Source organism: Lentzea sp. NPDC092896 (genome assembly GCF_044754905.1).
Taxonomy (GTDB): Bacteria; Actinomycetota; Actinomycetes; order Mycobacteriales; family Pseudonocardiaceae; genus Lentzea.
The window spans coordinates 2,599,032-2,608,376 of record NZ_JBIVPX010000001.1 but is presented as its reverse complement, the minus strand read 5'-3'; the positions used below and the strand labels follow the sequence as shown (position 1 = coordinate 2,608,376).

General features: G+C 68.3%; 8 protein-coding genes. 6 read left to right on the top strand and 2 right to left on the bottom strand.

All coding sequences use genetic code 11. The features are described from left to right. Nucleotides 1-59 precede the first annotated feature (59 nt). Nucleotides 60-1,733 carry a GAF domain-containing protein gene (locus tag ACIQF0_RS11585; RefSeq protein WP_401027634.1) on the bottom strand — a complete coding sequence of 558 codons (1,674 nt, stop codon included), beginning with the start codon at nt 1,731-1,733 and terminating at the stop codon, nt 60-62. Nucleotides 1,734-1,870: 137 nt separating this feature from the next. Between ACIQF0_RS11585 and ACIQF0_RS11580 the strand changes: the two genes are divergently transcribed. The 3 genes from ACIQF0_RS11580 to ACIQF0_RS11570 all read left to right on the top strand — a co-directional run bounded on the left by ACIQF0_RS11580 (nt 1,871) and on the right by ACIQF0_RS11570 (nt 4,419). Further along, nucleotides 1,871-2,887: an Acg family FMN-binding oxidoreductase gene (locus ACIQF0_RS11580; RefSeq protein WP_401027632.1), complete on the top strand. Its 1,017-nt coding sequence runs from the start codon at nt 1,871-1,873 to the stop codon at nt 2,885-2,887. A gap of 301 nt (nt 2,888-3,188) precedes the next feature. Then, nucleotides 3,189-3,869, top strand: a complete 681-nt coding sequence (locus ACIQF0_RS11575; protein WP_401027630.1) for a universal stress protein — start codon at nt 3,189-3,191, stop codon at nt 3,867-3,869. After that, nucleotides 3,817-4,419, top strand: a complete 603-nt coding sequence (locus ACIQF0_RS11570) for a hypothetical protein (RefSeq protein ID WP_401027627.1) — start codon at nt 3,817-3,819, stop codon at nt 4,417-4,419. Before ACIQF0_RS11575 ends, ACIQF0_RS11570 begins: the two co-directional genes overlap by 53 nt. 213 nt (nt 4,420-4,632) lie before the next feature. Here the strand turns inward: ACIQF0_RS11570 and ACIQF0_RS11565 are convergent, their stop codons facing one another. Further along, entirely contained in the window at nt 4,633-5,160 is a 528-nt protein-coding gene (locus ACIQF0_RS11565; protein ID WP_401027624.1) for a flavodoxin family protein, read from the bottom strand. A gap of 133 nt (nt 5,161-5,293) precedes the next feature. Here ACIQF0_RS11565 and ACIQF0_RS11560 point away from each other — a divergent pair, with 133 nt between their 5' ends. The 3 genes from ACIQF0_RS11560 to pflA are packed head-to-tail and all read left to right on the top strand — an operon-like array spanning nt 5,294 to nt 9,308. Further along, nucleotides 5,294-6,331, top strand: coding sequence for a zinc-dependent alcohol dehydrogenase family protein (locus ACIQF0_RS11560; protein ID WP_401027621.1), 1,038 nt, complete (start codon nt 5,294-5,296; stop codon nt 6,329-6,331). After that, nucleotides 6,328-8,580: a formate C-acetyltransferase gene (gene pflB, locus ACIQF0_RS11555; protein ID WP_401027618.1), complete on the top strand. Its 2,253-nt coding sequence runs from the start codon at nt 6,328-6,330 to the stop codon at nt 8,578-8,580. The genes ACIQF0_RS11560 and pflB overlap by 4 nt, the downstream gene beginning before the upstream one ends. Then, entirely contained in the window at nt 8,577-9,308 is a 732-nt protein-coding gene (pflA, locus tag ACIQF0_RS11550) for a pyruvate formate-lyase-activating protein (RefSeq protein WP_401027615.1), read from the top strand. The genes pflB and pflA overlap by 4 nt, the downstream gene beginning before the upstream one ends. The last annotated feature ends 37 nt before the right edge of the window (nt 9,309-9,345 follow it).

The window sequence follows — 9,345 nt, the reverse complement described above, 5'->3', positions numbered from 1 at the left end:
CGCCGTGCTCGCCTCGCAACTGCGCAAGCCCACCCACGACAACGAGACCGGCTGACGCCCTAGTCCAGGGGAACTCGCCACGTCACCCGCGTGCCGCCCCCTGGCTCCTCGGCGACGCCCAGCGCCCCGTTCAACGCGACCGCGCGTTGCTCCAGGTTGCGCAGACCGCTGCGTGCGACGTCGGGCGGCATGCCCACACCGTTGTCGACCATCGTGATGATCAGCGCGTCGCCCGCCTCGACGGTCAGCGTCAGCTCGGTCGCGCGTGCGTGGCGCAGCGCGTTGGTGACGGTCTCCCGCACCACCGCTTCGGCGTGGTCCCCGATGTAGTCGGGCACCAGGCTGTCGATCGTGCCGGACATCCGGATCGCCGGGCTCAGCTCGGCCCCTTCGGTGATCTCGGCGACGAGGTTGAGCAGCCGACGGCGCAGGCCGGTGTCGCCGGAGTCCGCCTGCAGGTCGAAGATCGACGTGCGGATCTCCAGCACCGTCTGGTCCAGCTGGTTGACCGCCTTCGTCACCCTCCTGCGGGCTTCCGGATGGGTCACCCAGGTCAGCGCGCCCTGCAGGCTCATGCCCGTGGCGAACAGCCGCTGGATGACGTGGTCGTGCAGGTCACGGGCGATGCGGTCGCGGTCCTCCAGCACGTCGACCAAGCGCTTGGAGTTCTGGTTCTCGGCGAACTCGATCGCCACCACGGCCTGGTCGGCGAACGACGCCAGCAACGGCATCAGATCCACTCCGAACGCCGCCGCGTCCTTGTCCCGGACAGCGACCAGAACGCCGGTCACAGTGGACCCGGCGCGCAGCGGCAACACCACCGCGGCGCCGACCTGAACAGGCAGTTCGCCGAGTTGACCATCCACTTCCTCGACCAATGCCGGTGCCGCCGTCTCCAGCACCTGCGCGAACACAGGTGCATCGGCAGCAAAGGCGTCGGGAACGGCCTCGTGGCCTGCCTGCGACGCCGTGCGGAGTTCGTTCCCGTCGCGCAGCAGCACCGCCGCCCAGGAGGCTGACGCCAGCTCGACTGCCCGCTGCACGATCAGCTGCAACGCGTCCTCAGCGCTCGCACCGGCCAGGAGCTGGGCGTTGATCTCCGCGGTCGCTTCCAGCCATCGTTCCCGCGTCCTCGACCGTTCGAAGAGGCGGGCGTTCTCCACCGCGACGCCGGCCGCCGCGGCCAATGCCTCCAGCACGACCTCGTCGTCGGCGGTGAAGTCGCCGCCACCGATCTTCTCGGTCATGTAGAGGTTGCCGTACGCCTCGTTCCGCACCCGCACCGGAACACCGAGGAAGCTGTTCATCGGCGGGTGGTTGGGCGGGAATCCGACCGAAGCGTCGTGCTCGCTGAGATCGTGCAGACGGATTGCTCGTGGGTCCTTGATGAGCAGGCCGAGCAGGCCCTTGCCCTCGGGCAGGTGACCCATGTGCGCGCGGGTCTCGGGGTCGATCCCGACATGGACGAACTGCGACAGGTTGTGCCGCGAACCGAGCACACCCAGCGCACCATAGCGGGCGCCCACGAGCTCCACGGCCGCCTGCACGATGCGCTGCAGCGTCGAGTCCAGCTCCAGCCCGGCACCGACCGCCAGCACCGCGTCGAGCAGGCTCTGCATCTTGTCCCTGGTGGACCCGATCTCAGCGAGCCGGTCACGCATCTCGTCGAGCAGATCGTCCAGCCGCAACCCGCCCAGCAGGCTGCGGGCCGGTCTCTCCTCGGGCTCCACCACGGATCAAGCCTTTCACGCGGTCACCACGACGCCAAGCGGTCCCGGTCAGATCGGGACCTTCGATGGTGGGTCCTGAGCACAGCAACACAGAAAGTGGAGGAACACGATCCACCGGGCAACACGATGGGGTGAAGGACATGGCTCAAGTGGCTGCGGCTCTGGGGCTCGGGCCCGAGCAGATCGAGAGCGCGCTCACGACCGCCTCGCTCGCTCCGTCCGTGCACAACACACAGCCCTGGCGGTTCCGCGTCCGGCGTGACCGCATCGAGCTGCACCCGGACCTGGGTTACAAGCTTGCGGCGACCGACCCGGAAGACCGCGAACTGCGGCTGTCCTGCGGCGCGGCACTGTTCAACCTGCGGCTGGCCCTGCAGAGCATGGGCGTTCGACCGCTGGTGTCGATGCTGCCCGGCCACGACGCCCCAGGCGCGCTCGCCGTGGTGCGACGCGGCGGCACGATCAAGATCGACGACGAACACCGCTCCCTGCTCGATGCCGTTCCCCGTCGGCGGACCAACCGCCGGCCGTTCATCGAAGCGACCATCGACCCCCGCCAGCGCCACGCGCTGGCCCGGGCCGCCGAGCTCGAACGCTCGTGGTTGTACGTCGTCGCCACACGGGAGGACCGCGCGCAGCTCAAGCGTTTCGTCCGGCAGGCGCACGAGATCCAGCTCGGCGATGAGGACGTGCAAACCGAACTCTCAGCGTTCACCGGCAATCGCCCTGGTGCGATCGACGGCGTGCCACCCGCTTCGGCCGGGATCCGTCCCGAGATGCAGGACGAGTGGGCCTTCCGCGACTTCCAGGGCTCAGAACGCCACCCCGGCAAGGACTACGAGTCCGACCCGCTCGTCGTGGTTCTCTGTTCCTTCTACGACGGACCGCTCGGCGATCTGCTGGCAGGACAGGCGATGCAGCGTGTCCTGCTCACCGCGACCACGCACGGGCTGTCCGCATCGTTCCTCTCCCAGCCGGTCGAGGTCCGCCGCGTTCGCGAGGACCTGCGACGGTCGCTGGGCGGCGTGCTGGTGCCGCAGACCGTGCTGCGCGTGGGATTCAGCACGCCGGTGCCCGCCACACCACGGCGCTCCGTCGCCGACCTGCTGCTCGACTCCAACGAGCACGTCCCTGCCAGCGGTGGCTCGCATCGCTAGCGGGCCACCGCACTGGATCAGCGCTCGCTCGTCAACTGCGGGTATACGGCGACGTAGCCGAGTTCGGTCTTCAAGTGCTGCGCCAGCGTGGTGAGGCTTTCCGATTCGGATCGCACCACGTAGGCCGCAGCGGGCGCGGGACCCTGCCGCCGGCGGGGATGCGGTCACACTCCGGCCATCGGCGGTGCCGAGCAGTATGCGGCAGCCCAGCGACGGCGGGACTTTGGTCCCGGCGCAATGGACTCTTCCCGCCCTGCTCCAGGTGGACGCGACGAAGCATTGTCAATGCATGGAACCAGTCGTGATCATCCAAGACGGCGCCAGACGCGACGAGAACGTGCTCCGGTGGGCCGCAGCGCACGCTCAGCTCCTCGGCGCCGGCCTCGAGATCCATCGCCCGCAGGACGACTTCCGCGCACAGCTCGTGGTCGTCGGGTACCGGGGTCCGGGAAGTTCGGCGCTCGGCCTGGGTGGGCACGTCCTGCCGCTTCTGGCCACCACTCGCTGCGACACGGTGGTCGTGCGTGGGACGCCTGCGGCCATCGGCGCCCAGCACCGCCATGTCACCGCGTTGGTCAGCGGCGGCCCTGGCGACGGCAGGGTGGTGCGGCACGCCGCCGACTTCGCCCGGCAACGGGCCGCGACGCTGCGAGTCCTCCATGCCGCACCGCAGTCTCCTGTCCGAAGCAGCATCGACACGGACCACACGTACGTGCTTGCTCGCGCGGCCGCGGCGCTCGACGGATTCCGGCACCACGCCGTGATGGTTCATGCGCAACCCCATGAGGCGATCGCCCGCTGTACCGACACCGATCTGATCGTCGTCGGTTCCGGTGACGCTCACGAGAGCGGTACCGTGACCAAGGCGGCACTCCACCACGCGCCGTGCCCCGTTCTCGTGGTGCACCAACCGGTTCTGGAGGAACACCATGGCCGAGTCGCCGTCCCCACTCCTCGCCGACCGGTTCGCTCCCAGGCCTGAGTTCAGTCGCGTCGACCACCTGCTCGTGGACGCGAATCCCATGGTGGCGTGGAGGTCCTTGCGCGAACTGGACCTCACCGAACTGCGCGGCGGCGTCGCGGCGTTCGCGGTGTGGTTCCGCGAATTGCCGGAACGCTGGCGTGCAGGCAACCGAGGCCAGGTACGCGAGCGGACCAGGCTGACGTGGGACGACCTCGACGCCGGCACCGACTGGATGGTGCTCGGCGAGAACCCCGGCCATGAGATCGCGCTCGGCGCGGTCGGCAAGTTCTGGCGCCCGGTCGTGAAGTGGTTCCCCTGCGAGCCGCGCGACTTCCTGGATTTCGCGACACCGGGGTACGGCAAGGTCGTGTGGTCGTTCACGACGCAGCCGTACGGGGAACGGCGGACGCTGGTCACCTCCGAGATCCGCGTGACGCACACCAATCCTCAGGCCTGGCTCAACTTCCGCCGTTACTGGCGCCTCAGCACACCGGCCGTGTCGATCATCAGCCGCGCGGTACTGCGCACCGTCAAGCACAACGCCGAGCACCAGGGCGTCACGAACTGACCCTGCTGCCGCAGCGCTCAACGACAACGCGTCATGCTCTTCGCGTTCAACTTCGTGGCCGCTGGTGCGACAACGTTGCTCGTCCCACAGGGCACGACCGCGGACCATCCGGTACCGCTAGCGGCCAACGAGATCACGGTTGTGCGGCCGTTCGCGTGCTCAAGGATGCGAGGCGTGCGGCGAGGGCGAGGCCGCTCACACCACAGCCGGCGATCACGGTGCGGGCGTGCTCGCCTCCCCCACCTCGGCCGCGCACTTGGCTCCCCAGACCTGGGCACGCTTGGACTCACCTTCGAGCAGCGGGCCCGCCGTGCCGTCGACGTAGAAGTTCTCCGGTGCCAAGAGCACCGGGAAGTGGGCACGGCGGAGCAGCTTGATCGCGGCGCGGGCAGCGGAGCCCGTCATCAGCCCCTTGACCTTGGTGTCGAACGCGGCCACAGGTGGACGCACCGAGCCCTTCCCGATCCGCTCCGCCCACTCCCGCAAGCCAGTGCCTGCGGCCGCCTGCTCGTCGGCTCCCTTGCCAGCGGCGTCGGCACGGGTGCTCGGCCTGCTCATGCTGAACGCGTGCGTCGGACCGCCGACCACAAGCAGCCCAACCTCCTCACTCAGTTCGACCGGGGCGGAACCGACTTCGACGAGCTTGACGGTCATGGTCTCGCGCAGCCCTTCGGCCACAGCTTCGGCGATCTCCTTGGTGTTGCCGAACATCGACTCGTACATCACAAGCGCGTGCTTCATGCCTCGACGGTAGGTCTGAGAAGTCGGTCCGGAGGAGGTCCTTAGGTCCTCCCGCGTCGGGGACCACGGGCTCTGCGCCGAAGCTGCCGGTCCGAGAAGTCTGGGATCGACGAACCCGACGAGGAGGAACTCGATGAAGGCGCTGGTCTATCACGGTCCTGGCAAGCGCGCCTGGGAAGACGTGCCGAAGCCTGAGCTCAAGGAGCCCACCGACGCGATCGTCCGCGTCACCGCGGTGACGATCTGCGGCACCGACCTGCACATCCTCAAGGGCGACGTCCCCGAGGTCGAACCCGGCCGGATCCTCGGCCACGAGGCGGTCGGCGTCGTGGAGCAGGTCGGCGCCTCGGTCACCGGCGTCGAACCGGGCGACCGGGTGCTCATCTCGTGCATCACGTCCTGCGGCCGCTGCGAGTACTGCCGCGTCGGCAGCTACGGCCAGTGCCTCGGCGGCGGTGGCTGGATCCTCGGCCACACCACCGACGGCGTGCAGGCGGAGTACGTGCGCGTCCCGTTCGCCGACAACTCCACGCACCTGCTGCCCGGCGACGTCACGGACACGGCCGCGGTCGTGCTGGCGGACATCCTGCCCACCTCCTACGAGGTCGGTGTCCTGAATGGACGGGTCAAGCCCGCGGACACCGTCGTGATCGTCGGCGCCGGGCCGATCGGTCTCGCCGCGATCCAGACCGCGCAGCTGTACAGCCCGAGCCACATCGTCGCCGTCGACCTCGCGACGTCCAGGCTCGACGCGGCGAAGCAGTTCGGTGCGGACGTCACCGCGGCCACGGCCGAGGAGGCGGAGCGCGTGATCGGTGAGCTGACCGGAGGACTCGGCGCGGACGTCGCGATCGAGGCGGTCGGCGTGCCGGAGACCTTCGAGCTGTGCACGAAGCTCGTGCGCCCTGGCGGGCACGTCGCCAACGTCGGCGTGCACGGCAAGCCCGCGACGCTGCACCTGGAAAGCCTCTGGATCCGCAACGTCACCATCACCACCGGCCTCGTCGACACCAGCTCGACGCCGACGCTGCTGCGCATGGTCGCGGCGGGCCGGATCGACGGCGAGCGGTTCATCACCCACCGCTTCGCTCTCGACGAGATGGAGCAGGCCTACGAGGTGTTCGAGAACGCCGGCGACACCGGCGCGCTCAAGGTGGTGCTGACCCGGTGACCGCCACCGCCGAACGCACGTCGACCGCTGCCTGGCGCGGCTTCCGCGCCGGGCGTTGGTGCGACGAGATCGACGTGCGCGAGTTCATCCAGTCCAACTACACGCCCTACGAAGGGACCGCAGCGTTCCTGACCGGTCCGACGCCGCGCACAACGGCGTTGTGGCACGGGCTCACCGAAATGTTCGTCGAGGAGCGGGCTCGTGGGATCTACGACGTCGATCCGCACACCCCGTCGTCCATAACCGCGCACTCCCCCGGTTTCCTCGATCGCGAGCACGAGCTGATCGTCGGCCTGCAAACCGACGCACCGCTCAAGCGCGCGATCATGCCGGCGGGTGGCCTCAGGATGGTCGAGACGAGCCTCCACACCTACGGCTACGAGCTCGACCCTCAGGTGAAAGAGATCTTCACCAAGTACCGCAAGACCCACAACGACGGCGTGTTCGACGCCTACACGACCGAAATCCTGCGGGCGCGAAAGGCAGGGATCATCACCGGTCTGCCGGACGCCTACGGGCGTGGCCGGATCATCGGCGACTACCGGCGGGTTCCGCTCTACGGCGTCGACCTCCTGATCGAAGCGAAGAAAGCCGAACGAGCGGCGCTGGGTGAACTGATGTCCACAGAGGACATCATCCGGGACCGCGAAGAAGTGGCCGAGCAGATTCGGGCACTCTCAGAACTGCGTGACATGGCCGCGTCTTATGGCTATGACATCTCCAAACCCGCCACAACCGGACGCGAAGCCGTGCAGTGGCTCTACTTCGCCTACCTCGCGGCGGTGAAGGAGCAGAACGGTGCCGCGATGTCGTTGGGGCGCACGTCCACGTTCCTGGACGTGTACCTGCAACGCGACCTCGACGAAGGCCGGCTGACCGAGCGCGAGGCCCAGGAGCTCGTCGACGACCTGGTCATCAAGCTGCGGATCGTGCGGTTCCTGCGCACCCCGGAGTACGACCAGCTGTTCTCCGGCGACCCGACCTGGGTCACCGAATCCATCGGCGGCATCGGAGACGACGGACGACCACTGGTCACGCGCACGAGCTTCCGGTTCCTGCAGACGCTCTACAACCTGGGACCGGCACCGGAACCGAACCTGACCGTGCTGTGGTCGCCGCGCCTGCCCGAGGGCTTCAAGCGCTTCTGCGCCAAGGTCTCCGTCGACACCAGCTCCATCCAGTACGAGAACGACGACCTGATCAGGCCGTGGTTCAGCGACGACACCGCCATCGCCTGCTGCGTTTCGGCCATGAAGGTCGGCAAGCAGATGCAGCTGTTCGGCGCCCGCGTCAACCTCGCCAAAGCACTGCTGTACGCGATCAACGGCGGCCGGGACGAGATGACCGGTGTCCAGGTCGCACCGGCTTTTCCGCCGATCACCTCCGAGTACCTCGACCTCGAGGAGGTGCGCACGGCGTTCGACCGGATGACCGACTGGCTGGCCAAGACCTACGTCGAAGCGCTCAACATCATCCACTACATGCACGACAAGTACGCGTACGAGCGCATCGAGATGGCCCTGCACGATCACCCGGTCCAGCGACTGCTCGGCTGCGGCATCGCGGGCCTGTCGGTGGTGGCGGACAGCCTCTCCGCGATCCAGCACGCCCGAGTCCGGGTCATCCGCGACAAGACCGGTCTCGCTGTCGACTACGTGATCGAAGGTGACTTTCCGGCGTACGGCAACAACGACGACCGCGCGGACACGATCGCCGTCGAGCTCGTCGAGAGCTTCATGCGCAAGGTCCGGCAGTACCCCGCGCACCGCGGCGCCGTGCACACGCAGTCGGTGCTCACCATCACCTCGAACGTCGTCTACGGCAAGCACACCGGCAACACCCCGGACGGCCGCAGGTCCGGCGAACCGTTCGCACCGGGTGCCAACCCGATGAACGGCCGCGACCGGCACGGACTCGCCGCCGCGGCGCTGTCGGTGGCGAAACTGCCCTACGAGCAGGCCAAGGACGGGATCTCGCTGACCGCGAGCATCACGCCGGAAGGCTTGGGACGCACCGAGGACGAGCAGGTGACCAACCTCGTCGGCGTGCTCGACGCCTACACCGACGCCGGCGGATTCCATCTCAACGCGAACGTCCTCAACCGCGAGACCCTGCTCGACGCGATGGCGCACCCGGAGAAGCACCCGCAGCTGACGATCCGAGTCTCCGGCTACGCGGTGAACTTCGTTCGGCTCACGCCCGAGCAGCAGCGCGACGTCATCAACCGCACGTTCCACGAGTCGCTGTGACCACCACCGGATCAGTCCACTCGTGGGACATCGCCACCGCGGTCGACGGACCGGGCACCCGCTTCGTGCTCTTCCTGAGCGGGTGCCCGCTGCGGTGCCTGTACTGCCACAACCCGGACACCTGGCACATGCGCGACGGCCATCGTATGGATGTCGACGAGGTCATGGCCGAAGTCGTCAAATACAGGCGGTTCATCGAGGTGGCCGGCGGCGGCCTGACGATCAGCGGCGGCGAACCGCTGCTGCAGTCCGACTTCACCGGCGCGGTGTTCCACCAAGCGAAACAGCTCGGCCTGCACACCGCGCTCGACACATCCGGCTTCCTGGGCGCACGGGCGTCCGACGAGCTCCTGGCCGACACCGACCTCGTACTGCTGGACATCAAGTCCTGGGACCCTCTCACCTACCGGAACCTCACCAGCGGCGACGTCACGCCGACGCTGCAGTTCGCGCGCCGGCTGTCGGCGCTGCGCAAGCCGATGTGGATCAGGTTCGTACTCGTGCCCGGCCACACCGACGCCGAGGACAACGTCGCGGGCATCGCGTCCTTCGTCAGCACCCTGGACGCCGTCGAACGCGTCGAGATCCTGCCGTTCCACAAGCTCGGCGCACCGAAGTACGCCGCGCTCGGCATCCCGTTCCCGCTGGCCGGCGTTCCCTCCCCCGACGCCGAACTCGTGCGGCGGGTGCGCGGCCAGTTCGCCGACTTAGGTGTCCTCGTGCACTGACGGGGCGCCCCAGGGCCTTGAGTCCCTGTCGAAGCGG